Annotated in this window: 22 protein-coding genes; 14 read left to right on the top strand and 8 right to left on the bottom strand. The window is 71.6% G+C overall.

Annotation, left to right across the window (positions count from 1 at the left end):
* Positions 1–2: 2 nt before the first annotated feature.
* Both ABZT18_RS04975 and pta read right to left on the bottom strand, forming a co-directional pair.
* On the bottom strand, positions 3–1,118 hold the full coding sequence (locus ABZT18_RS04975; protein WP_354995329.1) for an acetate kinase: 1,116 nt from the start codon (positions 1,116–1,118) through the stop codon (positions 3–5).
* Entirely contained in the window at positions 1,115–3,184 is a 2,070-nt protein-coding gene (pta, locus tag ABZT18_RS04970; protein WP_354995328.1) for a phosphate acetyltransferase, read from the bottom strand. Before pta ends, ABZT18_RS04975 begins: the two co-directional genes overlap by 4 nt.
* 329 nt (positions 3,185–3,513) lie before the next feature.
* Here pta and ABZT18_RS04965 point away from each other — a divergent pair, with 329 nt between their 5' ends.
* Positions 3,514–4,062, top strand: a complete 549-nt coding sequence (locus tag ABZT18_RS04965; protein ID WP_355250466.1) for a hypothetical protein — start codon at positions 3,514–3,516, stop codon at positions 4,060–4,062.
* Complete coding sequence (locus ABZT18_RS04960; protein ID WP_354995326.1) at positions 4,055–6,220, top strand: glycosyltransferase; 2,166 nt, start codon at positions 4,055–4,057, stop codon at positions 6,218–6,220. The genes ABZT18_RS04965 and ABZT18_RS04960 overlap by 8 nt, the downstream gene beginning before the upstream one ends.
* A gap of 90 nt (positions 6,221–6,310) precedes the next feature.
* On the opposite strand, the gene ABZT18_RS04955 is transcribed toward ABZT18_RS04960, so the two are convergent.
* The 5 genes from ABZT18_RS04955 to ABZT18_RS04935 form a co-directional block, all read right to left on the bottom strand.
* Positions 6,311–6,490: a DUF6104 family protein gene (locus ABZT18_RS04955; protein ID WP_354995325.1), complete on the bottom strand. Its 180-nt coding sequence runs from the start codon at positions 6,488–6,490 to the stop codon at positions 6,311–6,313.
* Between the two features lie 191 nt (positions 6,491–6,681).
* Positions 6,682–10,443, bottom strand: a complete 3,762-nt coding sequence (locus ABZT18_RS04950; RefSeq protein WP_354995324.1) for a multifunctional oxoglutarate decarboxylase/oxoglutarate dehydrogenase thiamine pyrophosphate-binding subunit/dihydrolipoyllysine-residue succinyltransferase subunit — start codon at positions 10,441–10,443, stop codon at positions 6,682–6,684.
* A gap of 287 nt (positions 10,444–10,730) precedes the next feature.
* A complete protein-coding gene (locus ABZT18_RS04945; RefSeq protein WP_354995323.1) occupies positions 10,731–11,543 on the bottom strand; it encodes an ABC transporter permease in 813 nt (270 codons plus the stop codon).
* Complete coding sequence (locus ABZT18_RS04940; protein ID WP_354995322.1) at positions 11,540–12,475, bottom strand: ABC transporter ATP-binding protein; 936 nt, start codon at positions 12,473–12,475, stop codon at positions 11,540–11,542. Before ABZT18_RS04940 ends, ABZT18_RS04945 begins: the two co-directional genes overlap by 4 nt.
* 141 nt (positions 12,476–12,616) lie before the next feature.
* Complete coding sequence (locus ABZT18_RS04935) at positions 12,617–13,264, bottom strand: hypothetical protein (protein ID WP_354995321.1); 648 nt, start codon at positions 13,262–13,264, stop codon at positions 12,617–12,619.
* A gap of 158 nt (positions 13,265–13,422) precedes the next feature.
* Between ABZT18_RS04935 and ABZT18_RS04930 the strand changes: the two genes are divergently transcribed.
* The 9 genes from ABZT18_RS04930 (at position 13,423) to ABZT18_RS04890 (ending at position 22,787) form a co-directional block, all read left to right on the top strand.
* Complete coding sequence (locus tag ABZT18_RS04930; protein WP_354995320.1) at positions 13,423–14,232, top strand: GNAT family N-acyltransferase; 810 nt, start codon at positions 13,423–13,425, stop codon at positions 14,230–14,232.
* Positions 14,229–15,167, top strand: coding sequence for a lysophospholipid acyltransferase family protein (locus tag ABZT18_RS04925; protein WP_354995319.1), 939 nt, complete (start codon positions 14,229–14,231; stop codon positions 15,165–15,167). The genes ABZT18_RS04930 and ABZT18_RS04925 overlap by 4 nt, the downstream gene beginning before the upstream one ends.
* 105 nt (positions 15,168–15,272) lie before the next feature.
* Complete coding sequence (locus ABZT18_RS04920) at positions 15,273–16,097, top strand: DUF4097 family beta strand repeat-containing protein (RefSeq protein ID WP_354995318.1); 825 nt, start codon at positions 15,273–15,275, stop codon at positions 16,095–16,097.
* Positions 16,094–16,711, top strand: a complete 618-nt coding sequence (locus tag ABZT18_RS04915) for a PadR family transcriptional regulator (RefSeq protein ID WP_354995317.1) — start codon at positions 16,094–16,096, stop codon at positions 16,709–16,711. The genes ABZT18_RS04920 and ABZT18_RS04915 overlap by 4 nt, the downstream gene beginning before the upstream one ends.
* A 91-nt stretch (positions 16,712–16,802) precedes the next feature.
* Entirely contained in the window at positions 16,803–17,504 is a 702-nt protein-coding gene (locus ABZT18_RS04910) for a response regulator transcription factor (protein WP_354995316.1), read from the top strand.
* The gene (locus ABZT18_RS04905; RefSeq protein ID WP_354995315.1) at positions 17,501–19,045 is read left to right on the top strand and encodes a HAMP domain-containing sensor histidine kinase; all 1,545 of its coding nucleotides are present in this window, start codon (positions 17,501–17,503) and stop codon (positions 19,043–19,045) included. Before ABZT18_RS04910 ends, ABZT18_RS04905 begins: the two co-directional genes overlap by 4 nt.
* 62 nt (positions 19,046–19,107) lie before the next feature.
* Positions 19,108–20,718 carry a trypsin-like peptidase domain-containing protein gene (locus ABZT18_RS04900; RefSeq protein WP_354995314.1) on the top strand — a complete coding sequence of 537 codons (1,611 nt, stop codon included), beginning with the start codon at positions 19,108–19,110 and terminating at the stop codon, positions 20,716–20,718.
* A 184-nt stretch (positions 20,719–20,902) separates the two neighbouring features.
* Positions 20,903–21,574 (top strand): BON domain-containing protein, encoded by a 672-nt coding sequence (locus ABZT18_RS04895; RefSeq protein WP_354995313.1) that lies wholly within the window; start codon positions 20,903–20,905, stop codon positions 21,572–21,574.
* Positions 21,575–21,731: 157 nt separating this feature from the next.
* Positions 21,732–22,787: a glycosyltransferase family 4 protein gene (locus ABZT18_RS04890; RefSeq protein ID WP_355250732.1), complete on the top strand. Its 1,056-nt coding sequence runs from the start codon at positions 21,732–21,734 to the stop codon at positions 22,785–22,787.
* Between the two features lie 18 nt (positions 22,788–22,805).
* On the opposite strand, the gene ABZT18_RS04885 is transcribed toward ABZT18_RS04890, so the two are convergent.
* The gene (locus ABZT18_RS04885) at positions 22,806–24,260 is read right to left on the bottom strand and encodes a protein kinase (RefSeq protein WP_355250462.1); all 1,455 of its coding nucleotides are present in this window, start codon (positions 24,258–24,260) and stop codon (positions 22,806–22,808) included.
* A gap of 163 nt (positions 24,261–24,423) precedes the next feature.
* Here ABZT18_RS04885 and ABZT18_RS04880 point away from each other — a divergent pair, with 163 nt between their 5' ends.
* The 3 genes from ABZT18_RS04880 to cutA all read left to right on the top strand — a co-directional run bounded on the left by ABZT18_RS04880 (position 24,424) and on the right by cutA (position 26,665).
* Positions 24,424–25,257, top strand: a complete 834-nt coding sequence (locus tag ABZT18_RS04880) for a patatin-like phospholipase family protein (protein ID WP_354995311.1) — start codon at positions 24,424–24,426, stop codon at positions 25,255–25,257.
* Positions 25,257–26,261 (top strand): 1-acyl-sn-glycerol-3-phosphate acyltransferase, encoded by a 1,005-nt coding sequence (locus ABZT18_RS04875; protein WP_354995310.1) that lies wholly within the window; start codon positions 25,257–25,259, stop codon positions 26,259–26,261. The genes ABZT18_RS04880 and ABZT18_RS04875 overlap by 1 nt, the downstream gene beginning before the upstream one ends.
* Positions 26,262–26,344: 83 nt before the next feature.
* Positions 26,345–26,665 carry a divalent-cation tolerance protein CutA gene (gene cutA, locus ABZT18_RS04870; RefSeq protein ID WP_354995309.1) on the top strand — a complete coding sequence of 107 codons (321 nt, stop codon included), beginning with the start codon at positions 26,345–26,347 and terminating at the stop codon, positions 26,663–26,665.
* Positions 26,666–26,704 lie beyond the last annotated feature (39 nt).

Below are 26,704 nucleotides of genomic sequence, written 5' to 3'. Positions count from 1 at the left end.
CGTCAGCGGCCTTCGACCACGTCCCGGGTCTGCCGGGCGATCTCGCGTTCCTCGTCCGTGCGGATGACGCAGACGCTCACCTCGGCGCCGTCGGGCGAGATCACCCGGTCACCGTCGCCGTCGTTGCGGGCATCGTCCACGGCGATGCCGAGCCGGTCCAGGCCGGCCAGCGCGGCGGCCCGAACGGGCGCGGCGTGCTCGCCGACCCCGGCGGTGAAGGCGATCGCGTCGACCCGGCCGAGCAGCGCGTAGTACGCCCCGACGTACCCGGTGATCCGCCGGCAGTACACGTCGAAGGCCAGCTCCGCCGCCCGGTCCCCGGTCGCCCGGCGCTTGAGCACTTCGCGCATGTCGTTGACGCCGGTCAACCCGAGCAGGCCGCTGCGGTGGTTGAGCAGGTCGTCGATGTCGTCGACCGACATCCCGCCCTCCCGGCGCAGGTGGAAGATCACGGTCGGGTCCAGGTCGCCGCTGCGGGTGCCCATCACCAGTCCCTCCAGCGGGGACATGCCCATCGAGGTGGCCACGCTGCGACCGTTCGCCACCGCGCAGGCGCTCGCCCCGTTGCCCAGGTGCAGGGTGATCGTGTGGAGCTGCTCGTACGGGCGGCCCAACAGCTCGGCGGTGCGCCGGGACACGTACGCGTGCGAGGTGCCGTGGAAGCCGTACCGGCGGATGCCGTACCGCTGCGCGGTGTCCCGGTCGATCGCGTACGTCGCGGCGGCCTCCGGCAGGGTGTGGTGGAACGCGGTGTCGAAGACGGCGACCTGCGGGATGCCCGGCAGCGCCTCCCGGGCCACCTCGATGCCGGCCAGGTTGGCCGGGTTGTGCAGCGGGGCGAGCGGCACCAGGTCCTTGATCGCGGCCAACACCGCGTCGTCGATCAGGACGGGCGTGGTGAACTTGCGGCCACCGTGCACCACCCGGTGCCCGACCGCGGTCAGCCCGGTCAGGTCCAGCCCGTCGAGGATCTGCCGGACCGCAGTGGTGTGGTCGGCCGGGCCGCCGCCGGGCTCACCGACCCGCTCGACGGTGCCGTGGTCGAGCACCCGGTCGCCGTCGTAGTGGCGCCACTTCACCGACGACGACCCGCAGTTGAGCACCAGCACCCCACTCATGAGGCCTCCTCGGTGGCCGCCTGGATGGCGGTGATCGCCACCGTGTTGACGATGTCCGGCACGGTGGCACCGCGGGACAGGTCGTTGACCGGCCGCCGCAGGCCCTGCATCACCGGGCCGACGGCGACCGCCCCGGCGGAGCGCTGCACCGCCTTGTACGTGTTGTTGCCCGTGTTCAGGTCCGGAAAGATGAAGACCGTGGCACGGCCGGCGACCGGGCTGCCGGGCAGCTTCGTCGCCGCGACCGCCGGGTCGATCGCCGCGTCGTACTGAATCGGCCCCTCGACCAGCAGGTCGGGCCGGCGCTCCCGGACCAGCGCGGTGGCCTTGGCGACCTTCTCCACGTCCTCGCCCGCGCCGGAGCTGCCGGTGGAGTACGACAGCATGGCCACCCGGGGTTCGATGCCGAACCGGGCGGCGGTGTCGGCGGACGAGATCGCGATGTCGGCGAGCTGCGCGGCGTCCGGGTCGCGGTTGACCGCGCAGTCGCCGTAGACCAGCACCCGGTCGGCGAGCAGCATGAAGAAGACGCTGGAGGCCACCGAGACCTCCGGCACGGTACGGATGATCTCGAACGCCGGCCGGATGGTGGCGGCGGTGGTGTACGTGGCACCGGAGACCATGCCGTCGGCGTGCCCGGTGGCCACCATCAGGGTGCCGAAGTAGTTGGGCTGCGTCACGATGTCGTACGCCAGCTCGGCGGTGACGCCCCGGTGGGCGCGCAGCCGGGCGTACTCGACCGCGAAGTCGTCCCGCCACGGGCTGCCGGCCGGGTCGACGACGTCCGCGCCGGTCAGGTCGATGCTCAGCTCCCGGGTGCGGCGGGCGACGTCGTCGGGGCGCCCGAGCAGGGTGAGGTCGGCCACGCCCCGGCGGAGCAGGATCTCGGCGGCGCGCAGGATCCGCTCCTCGGTGCCCTCCGGCAGCACCAGCCGGCGGCGGTTGGCCCGGGCCCGGTCGATCAGGTCGTACTCGAACATCAGCGGGGTGACCCGTTCGGAGCGGCTGACCCGCAGCCGGCGGGCCAGGTCGACGGTGTCCACGTTGCCCTCGAACGCGCCCAGCGCGGCCTCCACCTTGCGCGGGTTGGTCGGGCTGGGCCGTCCCTCGATCCGGCTGGACGCCTCGACCGTGTCGTAGCTGTCGCTGGCCACCGAGAGCACGGCGAAACCGGTGTTGAGTCGCTCCACCAGGCGCATCGCCCGTGGGTCCGGCTGTTCGCCGAGGGTGAGCACCACGCCGGCCAACGAGACCTGCCCGGCGACGTGCGCGGCGCTCGCCGCGACCAGCAGGTCGGCGCGATCGCCAGGGGTGATGACCAGTGCTCCCTCGGTCAGGTGGTCGAGCAGGGTCGGTACGTGCGCCGCACCGACCACGTAGTCGAGCACGTCCCGGCCGAGGGTGGCGTCGTCGCCGGCCAGCAGGGTGGCGTCGAGCGCCGCCGCCACCTCGGCCACCGTCGGCGCCGACACCGTCGGCACCTCCGGGATGGCGTACGTGGGGACCGGCAGCTCCGGCATTGTCATCGGCCCGGCCACCCGGTTGGCGATGACCGCCAGCACCGTCGCGCCCAGGTCCTCCAGATCGTGGTACGCCCCACGCGCCGCCGCCGCGATCGTCTCCGGTTGCTGCCCGAAGCCGTCGATCACCGGCACCACCACGCTGCCGAACTCGGTGGCGAGCCGGGCGTTGAAGGCCAGCTCGCGGGGGCCGGCGCCGTCCCCGCCGTCGGCGAAGTCGCTGCCCACCACGACCACCGCCGGGCAGCGCCGTTCGACCGCCCGGTACCGCTCGACGATCCGGGAGATCAGCTCCTCCCGGCGCCCGTCGGCCACCAGGGCCGCCGCCTCGGCGTACGTCATGCCGGTCAGGTCGGCCTCGGGCAGGTCGACCCGGTAGCGGTCGTGCAGCAGGGCGAGGATCGGGTCGGGGCCGGTGCCGGAGACCAGCGGCCGGAACGCGCCGATCCGTTCGACCTGCCGGGAGAGGAGTTCCGCGAGGCCGAGGGCGATGGTCGACTTACCTCCGCCGGACCCCACGCTGGTCAGATAGACGCTGCGGGCCACGCCCCCACCTTAGAAGATCACCGCCTGACCCGTCCGGGGTCCAATGGCCCTGAACCGCCGTCTCTACAGCGCGGAGTACGGGTGGAGACCCTCCGTGACGACGGGAAAGTGATGCAACCGACTCTGCGCGCTCGGCGCGGGCCCAGACGGTGCGGTCGGCGTCTCATCTGCCAGACGTGAGCAGATTCGAGAAATTCTCACGCTTAGACTCGCGTTCCATGACTGCCCGGCGCCTGAGCAGCGACGATACGTCGACCGGGAGGTCGACGCCCGTAGGTATGGCCGGCGGTGCCCCGGCCGGACCGGCAGCGCCGGTCGATGAGCCGACCATGGTGATCGGCCGGTCCGACGGCCCCACCGCGCTGATCGCCGCCGTACCCCAGCCACCGCCTGTCTTCGTCGACCCCAGCGGCCGACGACGCTCCCGCCTGCGCTGGATCGCATACGCCGCCGGTTCGCTGGGCCTGATCTACACCGGGCTGGTGGCTGTCAGCTTCGCGGGCAGCATCGTGGAGCCGCACACGGTGCTCCCCTTCGTGGACGAGGTCGAGCAGCCCGAACGGCCCCGGTCGCCACAGGCCGAGACGATCACCACCGTCCCCGAGCCCTCGACGGCCGTCCCCCGTACGCCGGCGGCCCCGGTGGCGCCCACCGCCGGCCCCGCGGCCCCCCGCTCGGTCGCTCCGACCCGGTTGCCGAGCGCCACCCCTTCGCCGAGCGCCACCCGGTCGCCGAACGGTAGCCCCGCCAGCACGCCGACCTCGCCCAGGCCGACGACGCCGACGGCCTCGGTCGCCCCGACACCCGCCATCTCACCCTCGACCGAGGACCCGCCACCCCTGATCGACGAGGCCGAGGGCCTCCCCGCCGATGGCTGAGCCGACGATCCCGCCGGGCCGTCGCCGCCGGGCCGTACCGCCACCGCGCTGGATCCTGCTGGGCATGCTGCTGGCAGTTATGGCCAGCGTGCTCGTCGTCAACGCGTACGCCAACGCCTCCTTCACCCCGGACCACCAGCACAGCAACCGCGGGCAACGCGAGGTCCCCACCTCGGTGGTGACCGGGGGACCGATCATCAGCGCCAACAGCGAGCAGGTTCGCTCCTACCGGCTGCCGGAACGGACGATCGCGCTCACCTTCGACGACGGTCCCGACCCGGTCTGGACTCCCGAGGTCCTGCGCGTCCTGGATGCCCACCAGGTCAAGGGCACGTTCTTCGTGCTGGGTTCGCAGGTGTCCCGGCACCCCGACGTGGCCCGGGACCTGGTCGGCCGCGGCCACGAACTCGGCGTGCACACCTTCACCCACCCCGACCTCGCCGAGCTGCCCGGATGGCGGCGGGACCTGGAGTACGCCCAGACGCAGCTCGCCCTGGCCGCCGTCACCGGCGTGCGAACCTCACTGGTCCGGTATCCGTACTCCTCGCATGCCGACGCTATCGACAACGAGGACTGGCCGGTCCTGATCGCCGCCGGCGACCTGGGCTATCTGACGGTGCTCAACGACACCGACAGTCAGGACTGGGCGCAGCCCGGCGTAGACAAGATCGTCGAGAACGCGACCCCGGGCGGCGCGTCGGGCGCCATCACCCTCTGGCACGACGCAGGCGGTGACCGCGCACAGACCGTCGCCGCCCTCGACCGGTTCATCCCGATGATGAAGGAACGGGGATACCGCTTCGTCACCGCGACCGAGGGACTGAACCTCGCCTTCGCCGCCGCCGGCGTCAACCACCGGGTGGACGCCGGCGCGGCCGCCGCTTCCGGGGACCGTTGGCGCGGCCGGATGCTGGTCTGGGCGGTACGGGGCGCCGACCACGTGCTGAGCGTGTTCGGGATCCTCTTCGTGGTCGTCGGCGTGCTCACGCTGGGACGTACCGTCGTGCTGTTCCTGCTCGCCGGGCGGCACGCCCGTCGCCGCCGAGCCAAGGACTGGACGTGGGGGCCGCCGGTCACCGCCCCGGTGTCGGTCATCGTCCCGGCGTACAACGAAAAGGAGGGGATCGCCGCGGCGGTCCGTTCACTGGCCGGTGGCGACCATCCCGGGGGGATCGAGGTGGTCGTCGTCGACGACGGCTCCACCGACGGGACCGCGGACATCGTCGACGCACTCCGCCTGCCCAACGTCCGGGTGGTCCGCAAGCCCAACGGCGGCAAGCCCAGCGCGTTGAACACCGGCGTGGCGCTGGCCCGGCACGACCTGATCGTGATGGTCGACGGGGATACCGTCTTCGAGCCCGACGCCGTCCGCCGGCTGGTGCAGCCCTTCGCCGACCCGCAGGTGGGCGCGGTGGCCGGCAACGTGAAGGTCGGCAACCGGCGCAGCCTGATCGCCAAGTGGCAGCACATCGAGTACGTCATCGGGTTCAACCTGGACCGGCGCCTCTACGAGACGCTGCGCTGCATGCCGACGGTGCCCGGGGCGATCGGTGGCTTCCGGCGGCAGGCGCTGCGCTACGCCGGTGGGATGACCGATGACACCCTGGCCGAGGACACCGACGTCACCATCGCCCTCGGTCGGGCCGGCTGGAAGGTCGTCTACGAGGAGACGGCCCGCGCCTGGACCGAGGCGCCGACGAGCATCGGCCAGCTCTGGAAACAGCGCTACCGGTGGAGCTACGGCACCATGCAGGCGATGTGGAAGCACCGCCGCTCCATATTCGACCGGGGCGCGTCGGGCCGTTTCACCCGGCGTTGCCTGTTCTTCCTCAGCCTCTTCGGGGTGCTGCTGCCGCTGCTCGCGCCGGTGATCGACCTACTCGCCCTGTACGGACTGTTCTTCCTCGACCGGACCGCCACTGCGGTGGCCTGGCTGGTCATGCTCGGCGTCCAGTTCGTCACCGCGGTGGTGGCGTTCCGGCTGGACCGGGAGAAGCTGGGGGTGCTGTGGGTGTTACCGCTCCAGCAGTTCGTCTACCGACAGTTGATGTACCTGGTGATGATCCAGGCGGTGGTCACCGCACTGACCGGCGGTCGGTTGGGCTGGCAGAAACTGCGACGAACCGGCCTGGAACCGGCCCCCTCCCGCACCGGCTGACCGGCCAGCCGCCCAGGCATGGTTCAACTCCCGGGCCGCGCCGCCCGTGGCCCGCACGGTGGTGCCGGCCCGGGGCGCTCGCCGGGTGGTTCACTCCTCGTCGATGTCGTCGAGGCGAGCCAGCCAGGTGGCGAACCGCTCGATCGGCGTCTCGAACTCGGGATTGAGGTCGACGAAGTCGCGCAGCCGCTCGCCGAGCCACTCCAGGGTGACCTGCTCGTCGCCCCGGCGCTCGACCAGTTCCTCAATGCCCCGGTCGGTGAAGTACATGGTGCACGTCCTCGCTCGTCGTATCTGATGCGTCGATCTAGGGCTGATCGTTGTTAGTCGATCTCGGATCGCGACGATAAGCCCTAGATCGCGGCGGAAAAGGCCGCCGGTCCCGCCCGCGGGTAGCGGGGCGGGACCGGGGGAGGGGGTCGGGGGTAGGAGGGGGTGGGGTGGGGAGTGGGGAGTGGGGGTTAGGGGCGGGGGAGTGCTGCCTCGATGAGGGCGTTCTGCTCGACCTCGTGGGTCTTGGCCGAGCCGACCGCCGGGGCGGCCGCGGCCGGGCGGGAGATCCGCCGCAGCCGGACGTCCGTGAGGTGCTCCAGCAGGTTGAGCGCGACGAACGACCAGGCACCCTGGTTGGCCGGCTCCTCCTGCACCCAGGCGAAGTCCTCCGCGTTCGGGTACTGCGCGAGGGCGGCCCGGATCTCCTCCACCGGCAGCGGGTACAGCTGCTCGATCCGAAGGATCGCGGTGTCGGTGACCTCGCGCTGCTGCCGGGCCTGGAACAGGTCGTAGTAGATCTTGCCGGTGCAGAGCAGCACCCGCTTCACCGCCTCCGGTGCCGGGGCGGCCGTGTCGCGCAGCACCGGCTGGAAGGTGCCGGTGGTGAAGTCCTCCACCGACGAGATGCAGAGCTTGTGCCGCAGCAGCGACTTCGGCGTGAACACCACCAGCGGCTTGCGCTTGGGCGACAGGGCCTGGCGGCGCAGCAGGTGGAAGTAGTTCGCCGGGGTGGTCGGGATGGACACCCGCATGTTGTCCTCGGCGCACATCTGCAGGAACCGCTCCGGCCGGCCAGAGGTGTGGTCCGGGCCCTGGCCCTCGTGGCCGTGCGGCAGCAGCAGGGTGACGGCGGAGCGCTGGCCCCACTTCACCTCGCCGGACGAGATGAACTCGTCGATCACCGACTGGGCACCGTTGACGAAGTCGCCGAACTGGGCCTCCCAGGCGACCAGCGCGTTGATGTTCTCCACCGAGTAGCCGTACTCGAAGCCCATCGCCGCGTACTCGCTGAGCAGCGAGTCGTGCACGAAGAACCGGGAGCGCTCGCCATCGCCGGTGAGCGACTTCAGCGGCAGGTAGTCGTCGCCGGTGCGGGCGTCGACCACCGAGGCGTGCCGCTGGACGAACGTGCCGCGACGCGAGTCCTGACCGGCCAGCCGGACGGTGATCCCGTCGTGCAGCAGCGACCCGAGCGCGATGATCTCGCCGAAGCCCCAGTCGATGTTGCCCTCGACGGACATCTTGGCCCGCCGGTCGAGCAACTGCAGGATCCGCTTGTGCGGGGTGAAGCCCTCCGGCAGGTTGATGTGCGCCTCGCCGATCGCCTTCACCACGGACGCGTCGGTGGCGGTGTCGACCTGCGGCTCCGGCTCCTCCTCGCGGCGCGGCCGGTTGAGCTGGCGCGGTGCCGCGGCGGCGTCCCGGGTGGCCTTGAAGACCTTCTCCAGCTGCGCCTGGTAGTCGCGCAGCAGCTCCTCCGCGTCCTCCACGGTGATGTCGCCGCGACCGATCAGCTCCTCGGTGTAGAGCTTTCGGACCGAGCGCTTCGAGTCAATGATCTTGTACATCTGGGGGTTGGACATCGACGGGTCGTCGCCCTCGTTGTGCCCGCGCCGCCGGTAGCAGACCATGTCGATCACGACGTCCTTGTTGAACGTCTGCCGGTATTCGAAAGCCAGCCGGGCCACCCGGACCACGGCCTCCGGGTCGTCGCCGTTGACGTGGAAGATCGGCGCCTGGATCATCCGGGCCACGTCGGTGCTGTAGAGGCTGGACCGGCTGTACTCCGGGGCGGTGGTGAAGCCGACCTGGTTGTTGACCACCACGTGCACGGTGCCGCCGGTGCGGTAGCCGCGCAGCTGCGACAGGTTGAGCGTCTCGGCGACCACGCCCTGCCCGGCGAACGCGGCGTCACCGTGCACCGCCAGCGGCAGCACGGTGTAACCCTCGAGCTTGAGGTCGATCCGGTCCTGCTTGGCCCGGACGATGCCCTCCAGCACCGGGTCGACGGCCTCCAGGTGCGACGGGTTGGCCACCACCGACACCTTGACCGCGTGCTCGCCGCCCGGGGTGGTGAACTTGCCGTTCTGGCCCAGGTGGTATTTCACGTCGCCGGAGCCCTGCGTCGAGCGCGGGTCCAGGTGGCCCTCGAACTCCGAGAAGATCTTCTCGTACGGCTTGCCGACGATGTTGGCCAGCACGTTGAGCCGGCCCCGGTGGGCCATGCCGATGACGACCTCGTCCAGCCCGCTCTCGGCGGAGGACTCCAGCACCTCACCGAGGAGCGGGATCAGCGACTCGCCGCCCTCCAGCGAGAAGCGCTTCTGGCCGACGTACTTGGTCTGCAGGAAGGTCTCGAACGCCTCGGCGGCGTTGAGCCGGTTGAGGACGTGCTTCTGCTCGTCGGCGGACGGCTTCTCGTACTTGCGCTCGATCCGTTCCTGGATCCAGCGCCGCTCCTCCGGGTCCTGGATGTGCATGTACTCGATGCCGACCCGGCGGCAGTACGAGTCGCGCAGCACGCCGAGGATCTCGCGCAGCTTCATCCGCTGTCGGCCGGCGAAGCCGTTGACCGGGAACTCACGGTCCAGGTCCCACAGGGTCAGCCCGTGCTGGAGGACGTCCAGGTCGGGGTGCTTGCGGATCTTGAATTCCAGTGGGTCGGTGTCGGCCATCAGGTGACCGCGCACCCGGTACGCGTGGATCAGCTCGTGCACCCGGGCGGTCTTGTTGATCTGACCCTCGGAGTTGACCGCCACGTCGCGCATCCAACGCACCGGCTCGTACGGGATGCGCAGCGCGGTGAAGATCTGGTCGTAGAAGCCGTGCTCGCCCAGGATCAGCTCGTGCATCACCTTGAGGAATTCGCCGGACTGCGCGCCCTGGATGATCCGGTGGTCGTAGGTGCTGGTCAGCGTGATGATCTTGCTGACGGCCAGCTCGGCCAGGGTGGTCTCGGACATGCCCTGGTAGGGGGCCGGGTATTCCATCGCGCCGACGCCGATGATCGCGCTCTGCCCCTGCATCAGCCGCGGCATCGAGTGCACGGTGCCGATGCCGCCCGGGTTGGTCAGCGAGATCGTGGTGCCGGAGTAGTCGTCCATGGTCAGCTCATTGCGCCGCGCACGCCGGACCACGTCCTCGTACGCCTGCCAGAACTGCCGGAAGTCCATCTGCTCGCAGCCCTTGATGGAGGGGACCACCAGGTTGCGGCTGCCGTCCGGCTTGGCCAGGTCGATCGCGATGCCGAGGTTGACGTGCGGCGGGCGGACCACCGCAGGCTTGCCGTTGGCCTCGGCGAAGGAGTTGTTCATCTCGGGGTGCCGGACCAGCGCCCGGACCATCGCGTAACCGACCAGGTGGGTGAAGCTGACCTTGCCGCCCCGCCCGCGGGCGAGGTGGTTGTTGATCACGATGCGGTTGTCGACCAGCAGCTTGGCCGGGATCGCGCGCACGCTGGTCGCGGTGGGCACGCTCAGCGAGGCGTCCATGTTCTGGACGATCTTCGCCGCGACACCGCGCAGCGGCGTGGTCTGCGGGCCGTCGGCGCTCGGCGCGGCGGGCTTCGCAGCCGGCTTGGCCGGGCCGGCCTTCTCCGGGGCGGCCTTGGTCGGTGCCGGCGCAGCGGCGGCGGGCTTGGCCGGTGCCGGCTTGGCGGCGGACGGCTTGCTCGCGGTCGCCGGCTGCGCCGTGGCGCTCGGCTGACTGACCGTGGCGGCTGCCTCCGGCTGGCCGTCCGGCTCGGGGTCGGCGGCCGGCTTCTCCAACGGCTCAGCGCCGCGCGGTGTGGCGGCGCCGGGTGCCGGCCGGTAGTCGGCGAAGAAGTCGTGCCAGGCCGAATCGACACTCGTTGGGTCGGCGAGGTAGCGCTGGTACATCTCCTCGACGATCCACTCATTCGGGCCAAAACCCGCCAGTGGGTTCTCCTGCGAAGTCTGCTGGGTCGACACGGCCGGTAATCGCCTCTTTCACGCGGGTTTGTGTGGCACGCGGTGTGTCCCTCGCGCCCGATTAGGAGCACGGACTGGACAACTCCCAGGCTACGCCGTACCGATCCCGCAGGCATTTCCGCCTCGGTCCCGTGGCCGGTTTCACAGAAGATGCCAGAAGTTCAGCAACCGCTGCGCGTCCGGTGAAGGGCTGGTAAGCGGCCTGGGTCCACGACGTCCGGGCCCGCCGTCAACGGGTGACGACCCCGGAGCGGCCAGTCGCGGCCACTCCGGGGTCGGGAACGCCGTCAGGCGATGTCGCGCCGTCGAGTGAGCAGGACTCCGACGATCCCGCTGAGCAGCGCGTAACCGGCCAGCACCAGGGCGCCGACCCACCAGGCCGGAACGAGCTCCGACTGACCTTCGGTGATCATGACCTGGGATGCCACCGCGGGCCAGATCACCTGCCACTTGAGCACCGCCTCGCTGTCGAGCAGGTTCGACAGAAGCAGGAACAGCAGACCCACCACCTGGGTGCCGACCAGGTAGAGCACCGCGGCCGTGATCACCGCTCCGAGCTGGTTGGTGATCAGCGTGCCGATACCCACGCCGAGGATCGTCCAGATGGCGTAGGCGAGCAGGTTGAACAGCAGCGCCCGCTGCACCGGCCACTCACCGAGCTGGGTGCCGTAGTCGTTCAGGGACAGGAAGATCGTGCCGGCGGCCAGGTCGATCAGCGTGGTCACCAGCCAGAAGACGAAGCCGAGCAGGCTGGCCGCGATGAGCTTGCCGACGATGACCGAGGTCCGCCGGGGGGTCGTCAGGAACGTCGTGGTCGCCGTCTGGTGGAAGAACTCGTTGGTGACCATCAGGATGCCGATGAGCATCACGAACATCAGCCCGAGGTACTGGCCTGAGGTGTAGATGTTCGCCGCCTGCGCTGCTGGTGTCGACTGCTCGGGGCTGGCGCCGAACTCCCCGCCGTCGCCGCCGAGAACGGTGACGGCGTACCAGGCGTTGAACGCGAAAGCCAGGGCGATCGACAGGAACGCGCCGAGAGCCAGCCACCACCAGGTGCTGGTAGTGCGGATCTTGAGCAGTTCGGCTCGGACCAGGTTCATCGGATGCCCGCCTTTCCGGCCGTCAGCTCCAGGAAGACCCGTTCCAGATCGGGTCGTTCGGTGGACAGTTCGTGCAGCTCCACCCCGGCGGCCAGGGCGGACCGGCCGATCGTCGGGGCGTCCACCCCGGCAACCAGCAGGGTGCCGTGCTCATCGGTGTCGACGGTCGCCGACTGTGCCTTGAGCGCGGCGATCAGCGCCTCGGCCTGTGGAGTGCGGACCCGGACCCGGGCGCTCTGCGCCATCGATCCGAGGACCTGGTCGACCGGCCCCTGCCGGATCAACTGCCCGGCCGCGATGATCACCACGTCGTCGGCGAGCAGCTGCATCTCCGACAGCAGGTGGCTGGAGACCAGCACGGTGCGGCCCTCGTGGGCGAGGTTCTTGAGGAACCCACGCATCCACCGGATGCCCTCCGGGTCGAGCCCGTTGGCCGGCTCGTCGAGGATCAGCACCCGCGGGTCGCCGAGCATCGCGGCAGCGATGCCGAGCCGCTGCTTCATGCCCAGCGAGTAGCCCTTGAACTTGCGCTTCGCCGCCGGAGTCAGCCCGACCAGGGCCAGCGCCTCGTCGGCCCGCTGACTGGGCAGCCCGGCCGCCGCGCAGATGACCCGCAGGTGGTTGATGCCGGTGCGGCCCTTGTGCGCGCTGGAGGCCTCCAGCACCGCGCCGACGTGCCGCAGTGGATCACTGAGGTCGACGTACCGGTGACCGCTGATGGTGGCCGTGCCGGCGGTGGGCGTGACCAGGTTCAGCAGCATGCGCAGGGTGGTGGTCTTGCCGGCGCCGTTCGGGCCGAGGAAGCCGGTCACCCGCCCGGGCGCCACGGTGAAGGACAGGTTGTTCACCGCCCGCACGTTCTTGTACTGCTTCGTCAGACCGGACACCACGATCTGACCGTCGCTGGTGGGGCTTCGCTGCCCGTCAGTCATCGTTCTCCTCCCGTGTATGGCGTCGATATGCGCCGTGGCACAGCGTGACGGCCTGCGGCAACAAGGTCAATCAGGCGCGGTCCGGAGGTTCTGGTCCGTCGCAGGGTGGAGGCGGGTCCTCCCTGCGGACGACGGCCGGGGTCAGCGCGCGATCCAGGTTGCCCGGGCCGTGCCCAGCAGCGCGCCGTCCGGGCCGTACAGGCTGGTCTGTACGAGGGCCTTGCGCCCATCGACGCGGAGCAACGCGCCGGTCACCACGCACTCGTCGCCCGGCCTCGGCAGCGCCGCGACCACGGCGGCGATCCGGCCCAGCAGGTAGGGGCGGCCCGGCGCGAGCACCGTCCAACCGCCGGGGCAGTCCAGCGCCGCCCAGATCGTGGGCTCGCTGATCTGCTCGGGCGCCCGGAACGGCGCGGCGGTCCGCCCGTCCGGCAGTCGGCCGGGAAAGATCCGCAGCCCGTCCGCCCGCTGCGGTCCGCAGACGTAACAGCCGGGGAACGGATGCTCGACCAGGCCGGGGTAGCGGGCCGCCGCAGCCACCGCGGTCTCCAGGTCGACAGGGGGTACGACGGCATCGACGACCCCGGTCGGGCGTACCTCTGCCACCAGTTCGCCGGCCGGGTCACGGACCTCGCCGTCGACCAGACTCAGCTCGGTCTCCAGGGGCGGTGGCCGACGCAGCGTCACCTCCACCGGTCCGGTGCCGCCCGCCTCGGCGGCGAACACTCCCGCGCTCCAGCCGCCGTTGCCGGAGCCGGCAGGCCCGTTGTAGCGGGACTCGATGCGCATCGTCGACCTCCGGTGGGGCGTGCCGGCGCCTCGCCGGCCCGCCCGGCAGCCTCGCACGGTCACCGCCGGGTGTCGCTGGCGGTCTCGCCTGCCGGCGTTCATCCGATCGACACCAGTGGTCCCCGTGGTTGGCAACCCCGGGCACCTACACAGAACCCATGGCCGTTCTGCATGCCGCTGGCGCACCCCTGACGACCAGCGGATACACCCTGGAGATCGCCGACGACCCCACCCAGGTCGCGGCCGCGCAACGCCTGCGCCACGAGGTGTTCGCCACCGAGCTCGGCGCCACCCTCCTTCCCGGCGGGGCCGGGTTGGACGTGGACCCCTTCGACGCGTACTGCGACCACCTGATCGTCCGCGAGGACAGCACCGGCGAGGTGGTCGGCACGTACCGGCTGCTGCCGCCCGGCCGTGCCAACCGGCGGTACGCTGAGGGCGAGTTCGACCTCGGCGCGCTCGACCCGCTCCGCGACGACCTGGTCGAGGCGGGCCGGTCCTGTGTGCACCCGGACCACCGCACGGGCGCGGTGATCAACCTGATGTGGGCCGGCATCATCCGCTACCTGCACCTGCGCGGCTCCCGCTGGCTCGGCGGCTGCGCCTCGGTGCCGGTGGCCGACGGTGGGCGGACGGTCGCCGAGGTGTGGACCCAGGCCCAGACCCGGAACCTGTCGCCGCCGCCGCTGCGGGTCCGCCCGCTGCGGCCCTGGTTCGCCGAGCCGGCCGCCGCTCTCGACCGGGCTGCTCTCGACCCGGTCGGCGGTGGTTCGGTAGCCGCTGCCGAACCGGCCGGGCGCGTCGCCGCACCGCCGCTGCTGCGTGGCTACCTCCGGCTCGGCGCGTGGATCTGCGGCGAGCCGTCGTACGACCCCGACTTCGGGTGCGCGGACTTCTACGTGCTCTTCTCGCTGGACCGGATGAACCCGCGTTACCTGCGGCACTTCCTGGGCGGGGCGCAGCGGTGACCGCCGTACCGGACGACCTGTGGCGGCCCTCTTCGGGCTGCGACGAGGAGTGCCTGCCGGCGGCCGGAGAGGTGCCCACGGTGCCGGTGGCTCGCCGGGTGCTCCGGGTGGTCGCCGCGACCGGCATGTTGCTGGCCGGGGTCGGCCTGGTGGTGCTGCTGCCCGTGCTTCCGACCCGGGAACGACAGGCGGCGGTGCGGGGCTGGGCACGGGCCACCGTGCGCGCCTTCGGCGTCCGACTGGTGATCCGGGGTCGGCTGCCCCGGCGGCGTGCGCTGCTGGTCGCCAACCACGTCTCGTGGCTGGACATCATCGCGGTGCTGGCCGTCGCGCCGACCCGGATGGTGGCGAAGCGGGAGATCCGCTCCTGGCCGGTGGTCGGTTCGCTGGCTGCGGCGGCGGGCACGGTCTTCGTGGACCGCTCCCGGCCGCGGGCGCTGCCGACGATCGTCGGCCGGGTCGCCGACGCGCTGCACGCCGGCCGGTCGGTGGCGGTCTTTCCGGAGGGTACGACCTGGTGCGCTGGTGATGGCGCTGCCGGCTGCCGCCCCGACGGCGGTTTCCGGCCAGCGATGTTCCAGGCGGCCATCGACACGGGGAGCCCGGTGGTGCCGCTGCGGCTCGCCTACCGTTGCGGGGCCACCGGGTCGACCACCACGGCGGCCGCCTTCCTCGGTGCGGACACCCTGCTGCGGTCGGTGGCCCGGGTGGTTGCGGCGCGGGAGTTGGTGGTCTCGGTGACGATCGCCGCCGCGCTGCACCCGGCCCGTGATGCCGACCGGCGGTTGCTGGCCCGGGCCGCTGAGTCGGCCGTACACCTGCTGCCCAGGGCGGGTGTCGTGGCGCGGGCCCGGCTGCGTTCGGTGACCACGGTGACCCCGGCCGTTCCGCCGCTGACGCCGGCCGCCGGTCGCGAGCTGGACCTGGCGGCCTGAGGCTATCGGCGACCAACTCGCGACCTGTCTTGTGCTGTCGCGATGTATCGCGTTAGTGTGCTCCCTGCGAGGTGCGTGTCCGCGTGCCGTCGAGAGGGGGACGCCATGGCCGGATGGACGGTGGAGAGCCCACAACGGCTCACCGTGGACGGGCCGGTCACCCGGCTGGACGTCCGCCTGGTGAGCGGACGGCTCAACGTCTTCGCCACCGACGGCCCGACCCGGATCGACGTCACGCAGGTTGGCCGTCGGCCGATCCTGATCGATCACTCCGACGGCCGGCTCAGCATCCGCCAGGAGCACGGCCGGGGCTGGGCGGGTGTCCTGCGATGGTTCCGGTCGATCCACCGCTATCCGCGGGTGGACGTCTCCGTCGCCGTGTCCGCCGATGTCCTCGCCGATCTGGGCCTGGTCGCGGGCTCGCTGGTCGCCTCCGGCCTGCGCCGGCAGACCACGGTCCACGTCACCGCCGGCCAGATCACCCTGATGGGGCTGCGCGGCAGCACCTCCGCGAAGATCACCTCTGGGCCGGTGGAGGCGCTCGGCGTACGCGGCGACCTCACCCTGGAGACGGTCTCCGGGGAGGTGATCCTCGCCGACAGTGCCGCCGACCGCGTGCGGGCGCAGACCGTCTCAGGTGCCATCACCTGCGATCTGGACAACCCTCGGCGCAGCGAGATCCGACTGACCACCATCTCGGGCAGCATCACCGTCCGGGTCCGCGAGGACAGCGACCTCGCCGTCCGGCTGAACACCGCCTCCGGCCGGATCACCAGCGGCTTCCCGCAGGTGCGCACCTCGACGTTCCCGCTGCCCAGCAGCGAGGGAGTGCTCGGCGACGGCGAAGGTAAGCTCTGGGCTTCCGCGACCTCGGGGAGCATCTCCCTGCTCGCCCGAGCGGTCGACCACGACGGGGAGGAGCTGCCGTGACCGCCGTGTTCAGCCACGGGCGGCTCCGGCTCTACCTGCTCAAGCTCCTCGACGACGGCCCGAAGCACGGCTACGAGCTGATCCGCCTGCTGGAGGACCGGTTCCTCGGGCTCTACGCGCCCAGCGCCGGCACCATCTACCCCCGCCTCCAGCGCCTGGAGGCCGAGGGCCTGGTTAGTCACACCGCCGCCGGTGGCCGCAAGACGTACGAGATCACCGACGCCGGCCGTGCCGAGCTGCGCCAACGGTCCGGCGAGCTGACCGCGTTGGAGGCCGACATCGCCGCCTCGGTGGCGGACCTCTCCACCCTGGCCGGCGAGATCCGCAGCGAGGTACGCGGCTCGGTGCGCGACCTCAAGCGGGAGCTGAGCGAGGCCACCCGGCAGACCCGGCGTACCCGTACCCGGTGGGAGGAGCCCGCGCCGCCGCCCCGGCCGGCATCGGCCGCCGGGCCGCAAGCCGCGCTGCTGGACGAGTTCGACCAGCGGCTGACCGTGTTCACCGCCGAGGTGGGCCGGCTGGTGCGCGCCCGGCAGTTCAGCGACACTCAACTGCGCACCGCGATCCGGCTGCTCGACGGCGCGCTGGACGGGCTGCGCCGCCTGCTGCGCTGACCGACGCCGCCCGAGGGGGCGGCCGATGACTCACAGGATTTTTGCAGGAAGAGTCCAGCCTCGGCGCAGTGACGTCACCGATGATGGGCGCATGCCGGCTACCCAAACCGAGGCGCGACTGCTCGTCGTCGAGGACGACCCCAACATCCTCGAACTGCTCTCCGCGAGCCTGCGGTTCGCGGGCTTCGACGTGGCCACCGCGACCAGTGGGAGCGCGGCGCTGCACGCCGCCAAGGACCACCGGCCCGACCTGGTGGTGCTCGACGTGATGCTTCCCGACCTGGACGGCTTCGAGGTCATCCGGATGCTCCGCGAGGGCGGCACGCGTACCCCGGTGGTCTTCCTGACCGCTCGGGACGCCACCGACGACAAGATCCGTGGGCTGACCCTGGGCGGCGACGACTACGTCACCAAGCCGTTCAGCCTGGAGGAGTTGACCGCCCGGATCCGCGCCGTGCTGCGCCGCACCACGACCGGCGAGCAGACCCCGTCCCGGCTCACCTTCGCCGACCTGGAGTTGGACGAGGAGACCCACGAGGTGCACCGGGCCGGCCAGCGCGTGCAGCTCTCGCCGACCGAGTTCAAGCTGCTGCGCTACCTGATGCTCAACGCCAACCGGGTGCTGTCCAAGGCGCAGATCCTCGACCACGTGTGGAACTACGACTTCCGCGGTGACGACAACATCGTCGAGTCGTACATCTCGTACCTGCGGCGCAAGGTCGACACCACCCAACCCAGGCTGATCCACACCCTCCGCGGCGTGGGGTACGTGCTGCGCAAGCCGGCGGCGTGAACGCGGTCCAGCAGGCAAAGGGAGGGCTGCGGGGCGTACCACTGCGGATCAAGCTGGTCGCCTCGGTGCTGGCGCTGGTCTCCGGCGCTCTGGTGGTGATCAGTGTCTCGACCGCGTACTTCCTGCACAGCTACCTGGTCGACCAGATCGACCTTGAGCTGCATGAGTCGGCTGACCGGATTCAGTCCATCATGCCGTCGTCGAACGGCGTCTCGCTGCCCAGCGACTACGTGGTTGTGCTGACCAGCCCGACCACCGGCCAGGTGAAGGACTTCGCGTACGACACGTCCCGCTTCAACGAGAGCGATCTGCCGCCGTGGCCGAGCGATACGGCCGGGTTCGAGGCGGAGGAGAAAGCCCAGAACGGCCACCCGCGAACCGTCCGGGCGCGGGACAGTTCGGTGCGCTGGAGGATGCTCTACACCGAGTTGCCCAGCGGCCAGATGGCGGCGATCGGCGAGCACCTGACCGATGTCGACCGCGCCGTCAAGCGGCTGGCCTGGATCGACCTGCTGGTCGGGGGCGCAGTCCTGATCATGCTGGCGTCGGTCGGCGCGGCGATCGTCCGGACCAGCCTCAAGCCGCTGGTGGAGATCGAACAGACGGCTGCCGCGATCGCCGGCGGTGACCTGTCCCGCCGGGTGCCCGACCCGGAGCAGGGGCAGGAGTATCCGTCCTCTGAACTGGGCCGGCTCTCCCGGGCGTTGAACGCGATGCTCACCCAGATCGAGGCGGCGTTCACCGCCCGAGCCGCCTCGGAGAGCGCTGCCCGGGATGCCGCCTTCGCCGCTCAGGCGTCCGAGGCGCGGGCCATTCGCTCCGAGGAGCGGATGCGGCAGTTCGTGGCGGACGCCTCACACGAGCTGCGGACCCCACTGACCACCATCCGCGGCTTCGCCGAGCTGTACCGGCAGGGTGCGGCCCGTGCACCGGAACAGACCGCCGGCCTGCTGCGCCGGATCGAGGACGAGGCGGCCCGGATGGGGTTGCTCGTGGAGGACCTGCTGCTGCTCGCCCGGCTGGACCGGGAACGGCCGCTCTCGCTGACGCCGGTGGAGTTGCCGGTGCTCGCCTCCGACGCGGTGCACGCAGCGCGGGCGATGGCCCCGGACCGGCGGATCGAGCTGGACATCGAGCCCGGATCGGGCCCACTCGTCGTGTCCGCCGACGACGCGCGGCTGCGTCAGGTGATCGGCAACCTGGTCACCAACGCGCTGACCCACACCCCGCCGGACGCCGAGATCCGGGTACGGCTGCTGCGTGCCGAACCGGGGAACTTCGCCGTCGTGGAGGTGGCCGACACCGGCCCCGGCCTCTCGTCTGCCCAGGCGGAACGGGTCTTCGAGCGGTTCTACCGGGCCGACGCGGCCCGCACCCGGCGGGCCGACGGCAACACCGGCACCGGCCTCGGCCTGGCCATCGTGGCGGCGCTGGTCGCCGCCCACCACGGCTCGGTCGAGGTGGCCGAGACACCCGGCGGTGGGGCCACCTTCCGGGTCCGGCTTCCGCTGCTTCCACAGATCGACGGAGCGGGCGAGTGACTTTCAGCCAACTTCCAGGACGGTTCCAGCTTGATCGCAGTGCTGGGGGAGAAGGTAGTGCCATGACCGAGTTCGAGTCCGACCCGCAGCGCCGGCCGGCCCCCACCGACGCCGAGCCGTCGCACCCCACCGCCGAGCTGCCGCGCGACGAGCGCGCGCAGTCCGACTCCCCGACCACTCCCGTTCCGGTCGTTTCGACCACCGATGACACACAGACCACCCCGGTCACGGCTGCACCGACCGCGCCCGCCGCGTACGCCGGCCAGCCGGCCAGCGCGCCGCCGGCCACCGCCCAGCCGACCGGGTACGAGCCGCCGACCGGGTACGAGCCGCCCACCGCCACGCCTTCCGCGCCGCCGTACCCGGTCTCCGGCTACCCGGCGTCCGGCCAGCCCGGCTACCCGCAGCCGACCGCTGGCCAGTACCCCGGTGCCCCCTGGTACGCGGGCCAGCAGTCCGGCTGGGCCGGCGGGGGCCAGCCGGGCATGGCGTACCCGCCGCACCAGCAGCACGCCCAGCAGCACGCCCAGCACCCCGGGCAGCAGCACCCTCAGCACCCGGGGCAGCCGGCCCCGCCGTGGGGCCCGCAGGTCGCGCCACCCGGCAGCGGCCCTCGGCCGGGTCGGATCGCCAAGTTCGCCGGCGCCGGCGTCGCGGTGTTCGCCCTGATGCTCGGATCCGGCGTGGCCGGCGGAGCACTCGCGCTCGCCGTCGACGGTGACAGCGGCGGCGTCACCCGCACCTACTCGGCGGCCCCGGTGATCAACGGCGCCGACCTGCCGAAGATCGCCGCATCCGTGCAGGACAGCGTCGTCTCGATCACCACCGACAGTGGTGAGGGCTCCGGGGTCGTGCTCAGCGAGGACGGGTACGTGCTGACCAACAACCACGTGGTCGCCTCCGCCGCTGGCGGGACCGTGCGGGTGGTCTTCGCTGACGGCAAGACCGCCGACGCGAAGATCACCGGCACCGACCCGAAGACCGACCTGGCCGTGGTCAAGGCCAACGGGGTGAGCGACCTCAAGCCGGCCACCCTCGGCGACAGCGACGCCATGCAGGTCGGCGACCAGGTGCTCGCCCTGGGCAGCCCGCTCGGCCTGCAGGGTTCGGTGACCTCGGGCATCCTCAGCGCCCGGGACCGCACCATCCGGGCCGGCGAGAGCCAGCAGCAGGACCCGACCCAGCAGAGCCAGCCCGTCAGCTCGATCTCCGGACTGCTCCAGACCGACGCCCCGATCAACCCGGGTAACTCCGGCGGAGCGCTGGTCAACACCCGGGGCGAGGTGATCGGTATCAACACCGCCATCGCGACCTCCGGGCAGAGCACCGGCAACATCGGCGTCGGTTTCGCCATCCCCAGCAACAAGGCCAAGGACGTCGCGGGCAAGCTCCAGCGCGGCGAGAAGGTCAGCCACCCGTCGCTCGGGGTGGGCGTCAACCAGGCCGAGGGCGGCGGCGCGCTCGTCGCGTCGATCACCGCGGGCAGCCCGGCCGAGAAGGCCGGCCTGCAACGTGGCGACGTCGTCACCCGGTTCGGCGACAAGCCGGTCAACGATTCGGACGACCTGGTCGGTGCGGTGCAGGCCGGCAAGGTCGGCGACCGGGTCGAGGTGCAGTTCAAGCGCAACGGTGTCGAGAAGTCGGCAACCGTGACGCTCGCCGAGACGTCCTAACCGACATCTGAACCTGCCTCCTCCCTCCGGCGGCGGGTGGCGGGGCCAAGGGGGTTGGCTCCGTCACCCGCCGCTCTTTTCCGCCCGACGGCGGTTCACCCGGATCGGGTGAACCGCCGTCACCCGTTTTGCCGGCAGGTTCACTGGACGAGTTCTCGGCAACCGGAACCGGGGGGTGGGCGCCATGACCGAGGTGGTGGATGTCCGCGACGACCAGCGGATCCAACGGGACGTCCTGGCAGAGCTGGCCTGGGACGCCCGGCTGCAACCGAACGAGATCGGCGTGACCGTCGACGAGGGCGTGGTCACCCTCACCGGATTCGTGGACGGTGCCGCCCGCAGTTGGGCCGCGACCCGGTGCGCCCAGCGGGTCCGCGGCGTACGGGCGGTGACCGACGAGATCGAGGTGCGGCTGCCGGGTACGCCGGGGCGTACCGACGGCGAGGTGGCCATCGCCGTCTCCCGCGCGCTGGAGTGGGACAGCTTCGTGCCCGCCGAGCGGTTGGACGTGACCGTGGCCAACGGCTGGGTGATGTTGCGTGGGGAGGTCGAATTCGGGTGGCAGCGGCGCGCCGCGGAGGGGGAAGTGCGCCGGCTCGACGGCGTACGGGGGATCGCCAACCTGATCGAGGTACGACCTCCGGTGCCACTGGCCGCTGATCGGCTACGTCGGGACGTCCAGCGGGCGCTGCTGCGCACGATCGGTGCCGAGCGGGTGACCGTCGAGGTGGACGGCGACACGCTGGTCCTCGCCGGGGTGGTCCGTTCGTGGTGGGAACGCGACCAGGTCGAGCGGGTGGCCTGGTCCGCGCCCGGGGTGCGGGTGGTCCACGACCAACTCCTGGTGGGCGGGTGACCGTCCGCTCTGTCCGGTTTACCGGAGACGTCACAGGGAAACCGCCGCCGACCATGCCGACCGGCGTTGACGCCGCACCGGGGATCAACGGGGAGGACTCGTGGCCGTGACCCACCCGCCTGCGGGCCGCCCTGGTGAGCGGTCGTTGCGCATCGCGATGGTGGTTCCTCCCTGGTTGTCCGTTCCGCCGCCCGGCTACGGCGGTCTTGAGCAGGTCGTCGCCGTCCTGGTGGACGCGCTGACGAGGCAGGGGCACGCGGTGACCCTGTTCGGTGCCGGTGATCACCACGGCACCGCCGCCGACGGCTTCGTCTCCACCGTTCCCGAGGTCCAGTACGAGCGGCTCGGCGAGTCACTGCCGGAGCTGGCCCACCTGGCCCGGGTGAATCGACTCATCACGCCGGCCGACTTCGACGTGATCCACGACCACACCACGATCGGCCCGCTGCTCGCCGGCCGCCGGGCCGTGCCGACGGTCGCGACCGTGCACGGCAACCCGGTGGGGGAGTACGGGGACGTGCTCGGCGACATCGATGCGGGTGTCGCCCTGGTGGCGATCTCGCACGCCCAGCGCCGGCTGAACCCCGGCCTGCCCTGGGCGGGCACGGTGCACAACGCGCTGGACATCCGTGGTTTTCCGCGCAAGACCGAGCCCGGCCCGGGGCCGGTGCTGTGGCTGGCCCGGTTCAGCCCGGACAAGGGCCCGGACATCGCCATCCGGGCATGCCGGGCGGCCGGGTTGCCGCTGCTGCTGGCCGGCAAGTGCAACGAGCCGGCCGAGCGCCGCTACTACGAGCAGGTCGTCGCGCCACTGGTCGACGAGGACGTGACCGTCGTGCTCAACGCCAACCGCGCCGAGACGCTCCGGATGCTGGTCGACGCCCGCTGCCTGATCATGCCGATCCAGTGGGATGAGCCGTTCGGCATGGTGATGCTGGAGGCGATGGCGACCGGCACACCGGTGGTCGCGCTCAACCGGGGTGCGGTGCCGGAGCTGGTCCGACCCGGGCTGACCGGGCTGGTCTGTGAGCGGCCGGAGGAGCTACCCGGAGCGTTGCTGGCAGCAGAGCGACTCGACCCGGAGGACTGCGTGGCGCACGTCGCGGAGAACTTCTCAGTCGAGCGGATGGCGTACGGCTACGCGGAGGTCTACCGGCGTTTCGCCGCAGGCCGGCACGACATCCGCGGATCGGCCCCGGTGTCGGCCCGCTGATCCGGCGTCCACGGGTGGTCAGACCCGGGCCGCACCCAGCTCGGCGATGGCGGCGTCGAGCTGCTGCGCGTACGCCGGACTGATGCCGCCCTCGCCGAGGCGGACCGTGACCTTCTCGCGCAGCCGGGCCACCGGCGGTGCCAGCTCGTCGCGGCCGGAGCTGACCGCGGCGGTCAGGTTTCGCAGCTCGTTGCGGAGGTCGAGGCCGACGTCGGCACGGATCTCCCCGGCGCTCAACCCGGTGCCGATCAGCTCGTCGACCCGGTTGGCGGCCTCGACCAGGGTGCCCGGATCCCCGGTGGGCGAGCCGGTGCTCGGCTTCGCCGACGGTGAGGCGGTCGGCTCGGACGGCACGGAGGCCGGCGGGTCTGCGGGGCTGGTCGTCAACGGGCCGACCGTGGGCTGCGTCCGGTGCGCCGGCTCCTGATCGGGCAGGAGAGCCACGCCGGCCAGCGTCACTCCGACCGCCAGGACCACGGGGACCAGGAACAACGCCAGCCGCCGTCGCGACCAGCCCGCCCCGGCCGGCACGGCCGCCGTCTCTCCGGCCGCCGTCTCTCCGGCCGTCGTCGGGACGCCGACCGGCTGCGGCGGCAGGGGCCGGGTGGGCACCCGGACGGTCACCTCCGGGGGATCGGCCGGCAGCAGTTGGTCGCGTAGCACGGTGGCGACCTGCCGGGCGGTCGGTCGGTCAGCCGGGTTCCGGGCGAGGCTGCGCAGGCAGATCTGGACCACCGGTGGGGGCAGCTCCGGCAGCTCGGCGAGCGTCGGCGGCGGGCCGCTGGCCAACGCGGCGCTGAGCTGCTCCCAGGTGTCCGCCGGGTACGGAACCCGGCCGGTCAGCGCCTCGTGCAGCAGGACGCCGAGCGAGTACACGTCGGTGGACGGCTGGGCCGGCGCGCCGTCGAGCCGTTCCGGGGCGACGTACGCCGGGGTGCCGAAGGTCTCGCCGTCCTCGTCCTCGTCAGGAGCGCCGATCCGGGTGGCGATGCCGAAGTCGAGCACCTTGACACCCGTCCCGGTCATCATCACGTTGGCCGGGGTGATGTCCCGGTGCACGATGCCGAGCCGGTGCGCGGCGGCCAGCGCGTCCGCGACCTGCGCACCCACCTCGACCGCCTCGGTCCACGGCAACGGACCCTCGGTGAGTCTCAGCTCCAACTCCTCGCCGCTGAGCAGCTCCATGACCACGAACGACGTGATCGAGCCGTCCGGGGCGACCGTCTCGCCGTAGTCGTGCACCGACGTCACGTGCGGGTGCACCAACTGGGCGGCGGCCCGGGCCTCCTCGCGCACCATGCCTCGGAACCGCGCGTCAGCGGCCAGCGACGGGGCGAGCACCTTGAGCGCGACGACCCGGTCCAGCACCTCGTCCCGGGCACGCCAGATCACCGACATGCCGCCGGCGCCGATCTGGTCGAGAAGCCGGTATCTGCGGGCCAGCAGTCGGCCTGGATGCAGTGCTGCCTTCACGGATCGCACCTGCCTCGGGGGTGGGAGCGGTATCAGGTTGCGCGAATGTGTCCTGCCTGTCAACGCCGTTGCCGCCCGGCCGATGGTCGGAGCCTGGCGTGCGCCGACCATCCGGCGACGGTGGCCGAGCGGTCTGCTGCGGGCCCGTGCCAGGATGAGGGGCATGGCGGGGGGACCGGTGGCGTTCGTACTCGGCGGCGGGGGAGTGCTCGGCGCGGTCGAGGTGGGCATGTTGCGAGCGCTGTTCCGCGCCGGCATCCAACCCGACATGGTGCTCGGCACCTCGATCGGCGCGGTGAACGGCGCGCTGGTCGCCGCCGACCCGTCGGAGGCGGTGACCGACCGTCTCGTCCGGCTCTGGGCCTCGCCGGAGGCGAGCGAGGTGTACGGCGACTCGGTCGCCCGGCAGCTGCGCCGCTTCGCCGCCCGCACCCACCTGCACTCACCCCGGCCGCTGCGCCGCCTGCTGGAGAGCGAGCTGGGGGTGGACACCACGTTCGCCGATCTGCGGGTGCCGTTCCGCTGCTGCGCCGCGAACATCGAGCGGGCCGCCGAGCACTGGTTCGACAGTGGCCCGGTGGTGCCGGCGGTGCTGGCGTCGGCCTCGGTGCCGGGCCTGCTCCCGCCCATGGAGATCAACGGCGCGCACTACGTGGACGGCGGCATCGTCAACTCCATTCCGATCGGCGAGGCGGTGGCCGTCGGCGCTCGCCAGATCTTCGTCCTCCAGGTGGGTCGGATCGAACGGGAGCTGACGCCGCCCCGACGGCCGTGGGAGATCGCACAGGTTGCGTTCGAGATATCCCGCCGGCACCGCTTCTTCCGGGAGATGGCGGCGCTGCCCGAGGGGGTGGAGGTGCACGTCCTGCCAACCGGAGGGCTGAACCCACGCGACGACACCCCATGGGCGTACCGGGACATGGCGGCGGTGGGTCGGCGGATCAGCCGGGCGTACACCGCCTCCCGGCGCTACCTCGCCACCAACGTGGAGCGGTGATGCCGCTGCCCCCCAGGTGGCTGCGTCGGTTGTTGATCGCCCCCGCCGTGGTGGTGCTCGCGTTCGTCGTGGTCACCACGTTGCCGGTCTGGGCGCTGCTCGCCGCAGCCGCCTCCCCGCTGGTCCCGGGCCGGTTGCGCCCGCTGCGACTGCTCTGGATCGGCTGCGTCTACCTCGTCTGGGATGCCGCCGCGCTACTCGCGCTCTTCGTGCTCTGGGTCGCCTCCGGCTTCGGCTGGCGGGCCCGGTCCCCGGCCTTCCAGCGCGCACACTACGTGCTCGCCGGCTGGTTCCTGCGGGTGCTGTTCTGGCAGGCCCGCTGGACACTGCGGTTGAGCATCGACGTGGTGGGCACCGACCCGGACACTGCGCTGCCCGGCCGACCCGAGTTGGTGCTCTGCCGGCACGCCGGGCCGGGTGACTCGTTCATCCTGATCCACGGGCTGGTCAACTGGTTCAACCGGGAGCCACGGATCGTCCTCAAGGACAGCCTCCAGTGGGACCCGGCGATCGACGTGCTGCTCAACCGGCTGCCCAACCGGTTCATCGCACCGACACCGGAGCGCGGCGAGGAGACGGTACGCCAGGTCGGGCACCTGGCCTCCGGCCTGGACGACAACGACGCGTTCGTGATCTTTCCGGAGGGCGGCAACTTCACCCCCAAACGGCGACTGCGCGCCATCGCCCGGCTGCGTTCCCTCGGCCTGGAACGGATGGCCCTGCGCGCCGAGCGGATGCGCCACGTGCTCGCCCCGCAGCCCGGCGGGATGCTCGCCGCGCTGGACGCCGCCCCGGACGCCGGGGTCATCTTCGTCGCCCACACCGGGCTGGACCGGATGCTCACCGTCGCCGACGTGTGGCGGGAACTGCCGATGGACAAGCGGATCGTGATGCGGTTCTGGTCGGTGCCACCGGAGGACGTACCGGTCGGACGGCAGGAACGCATCGACTGGCTCTTCGATTGGTGGGCGCAGATCGATACCTGGATCGCGGCCAATCGGTGAGCGCGAGGAGTGCAGCGAAGCGGAGCCCCGCAGTCGCGAACGAAAGGCGGGCTCGGTCGGACAATGCCGCGTAGGGTGCGGTCGTGGACCAGATCTGCGTGGTGACGACGGTGGTGGATGCGCGTTCGGTCGCCGACGTGCTGGCGGCCGCGACCGTCGCTGGCCGGCTCGCCGCCTGCGCCCAGGTGGGTGGTCAGGTGGACAGCACCTACTGGTGGCGGTCCGGAATGGAGACCAGCACCGAGTGGTCCGTGCAGTTCAAGACCTCACCGGACCGGCTATCCGCGCTGGTGGATCAGATCCGGGTCAGTCACCCGTACGAGGTGCCGGAGATCCTGGTGTCCAGGGTGGAGAGTGGCGATCCGGCGTATGCCACCTGGGTGTACGAGCACACCCGACCCTGAGTACGCGCACTCTTTGCCGCGCCCGGGTCGGTTCCGGAT

Source organism: Micromonospora sp. NPDC005291 (assembly GCF_040607415.1).
GTDB lineage: Bacteria > Actinomycetota > Actinomycetes > Mycobacteriales > Micromonosporaceae > Micromonospora.
This window is presented reverse-complemented; position numbering and strand designations above follow the sequence as displayed.

Excerpts from the sequence above, each read along its gene's own strand:
- ABZT18_RS04975 (WP_354995329.1), bottom strand. The coding sequence starts at position 1,118 with ATGAGTGGGGTGCTGGTGCTCAACTGCGGGTCGTCGTCGGTGAAGTGG.
- ABZT18_RS04965 (WP_355250466.1), top strand. The coding sequence starts at position 3,514 with ATGGTGATCGGCCGGTCCGACGGCCCCACCGCGCTGATCGCCGCCGTA.
- ABZT18_RS04960 (WP_354995326.1), top strand. The coding sequence starts at position 4,055 with ATGGCTGAGCCGACGATCCCGCCGGGCCGTCGCCGCCGGGCCGTACCG.
- ABZT18_RS04955 (WP_354995325.1), bottom strand. The coding sequence starts at position 6,490 with ATGTACTTCACCGACCGGGGCATTGAGGAACTGGTCGAGCGCCGGGGC.
- ABZT18_RS04945 (WP_354995323.1), bottom strand. The coding sequence starts at position 11,543 with ATGAACCTGGTCCGAGCCGAACTGCTCAAGATCCGCACTACCAGCACC.
- ABZT18_RS04940 (WP_354995322.1), bottom strand. The coding sequence starts at position 12,475 with ATGACTGACGGGCAGCGAAGCCCCACCAGCGACGGTCAGATCGTGGTG.
- ABZT18_RS04935 (WP_354995321.1), bottom strand. The coding sequence starts at position 13,264 with ATGCGCATCGAGTCCCGCTACAACGGGCCTGCCGGCTCCGGCAACGGC.
- ABZT18_RS04930 (WP_354995320.1), top strand. The coding sequence starts at position 13,423 with ATGGCCGTTCTGCATGCCGCTGGCGCACCCCTGACGACCAGCGGATAC.
- ABZT18_RS04920 (WP_354995318.1), top strand. The coding sequence starts at position 15,273 with ATGGCCGGATGGACGGTGGAGAGCCCACAACGGCTCACCGTGGACGGG.
- ABZT18_RS04910 (WP_354995316.1), top strand. The coding sequence starts at position 16,803 with ATGCCGGCTACCCAAACCGAGGCGCGACTGCTCGTCGTCGAGGACGAC.
- ABZT18_RS04900 (WP_354995314.1), top strand. The coding sequence starts at position 19,108 with ATGACCGAGTTCGAGTCCGACCCGCAGCGCCGGCCGGCCCCCACCGAC.
- ABZT18_RS04895 (WP_354995313.1), top strand. The coding sequence starts at position 20,903 with ATGACCGAGGTGGTGGATGTCCGCGACGACCAGCGGATCCAACGGGAC.
- ABZT18_RS04890 (WP_355250732.1), top strand. The coding sequence starts at position 21,732 with ATGGTGGTTCCTCCCTGGTTGTCCGTTCCGCCGCCCGGCTACGGCGGT.
- ABZT18_RS04880 (WP_354995311.1), top strand. The coding sequence starts at position 24,424 with ATGGCGGGGGGACCGGTGGCGTTCGTACTCGGCGGCGGGGGAGTGCTC.
- ABZT18_RS04875 (WP_354995310.1), top strand. The coding sequence starts at position 25,257 with ATGCCGCTGCCCCCCAGGTGGCTGCGTCGGTTGTTGATCGCCCCCGCC.